General features: G+C 75.4%; 1 protein-coding gene. It reads right to left on the minus strand.

Going from position 1 to position 630, the window contains the following annotated elements; all coding sequences use genetic code 11:
* Nucleotides 1-630, minus strand: a 630-nt coding sequence (locus CCN56_RS41375; RefSeq protein WP_143664861.1) for a LacI family DNA-binding transcriptional regulator, incomplete at both ends; no start/stop codon positions are given.

The raw sequence follows: 630 nt of genomic DNA on the forward strand, positions 1-630 counted from the left end.
GACGCTCCGCGCGCCGGCGGCCATCACGTCGGAGGCGGCGAAGACGGCGTCCAGGTCGGGCCTGCGGTCCAGGAGTTCCCGCATGGCCCGCCGGCCGCCCTCCTCGGTGAAGTCGCCGTTCGCGACGAGCGCCTCGTCGGGTGCGAGTCCGGCCTCCGTGAGGCCCTCGCGGTAGCCGTCGAGCCGGCAGCGGGCCACGTACATGTCGAGGGGTCCGGTGACGGTGGCGATACGGCTCCGGCCGCGCGCCGCGAGGTGGGCGACGGCCGCCCGCCCGGCGCCGGTGTTGTCGGAGTCGACGAAGGCGACGCGCTCGGCCTCGGTGCGGCGGCCGTTGAGGACGGCGGGCAGGCCGAGGGCGCGGACCTGGTCGGGCAGCGGGTCGTCGCCGTGCACGGAGACGAGGAGGACGCCGTCGACGCGCTGGGCGGCGAGGTACTGCTCGAAGCGCTGCCGCTCCTGTTCGCTGCGGATGAGGGTGAGCAGCAGCTGCTTGTCGGCGTCGGCGAGTTCGGCGCTGACGCCGCGGATGATGTCGAGGAAGTACGGCTCGGCGAAGAGGCGCGCCTCGGTCTCGGGGATCACCAGGGCGACGGCGTCGGTGCGGCTTCCGGCGAGGGCGCGGGCGGC

Source organism: Streptomyces sp. NRRL B-24572, assembly GCF_002156145.1.
GTDB classification, from domain to species: domain Bacteria; phylum Actinomycetota; class Actinomycetes; order Streptomycetales; family Streptomycetaceae; genus Streptomyces; species Streptomyces vietnamensis.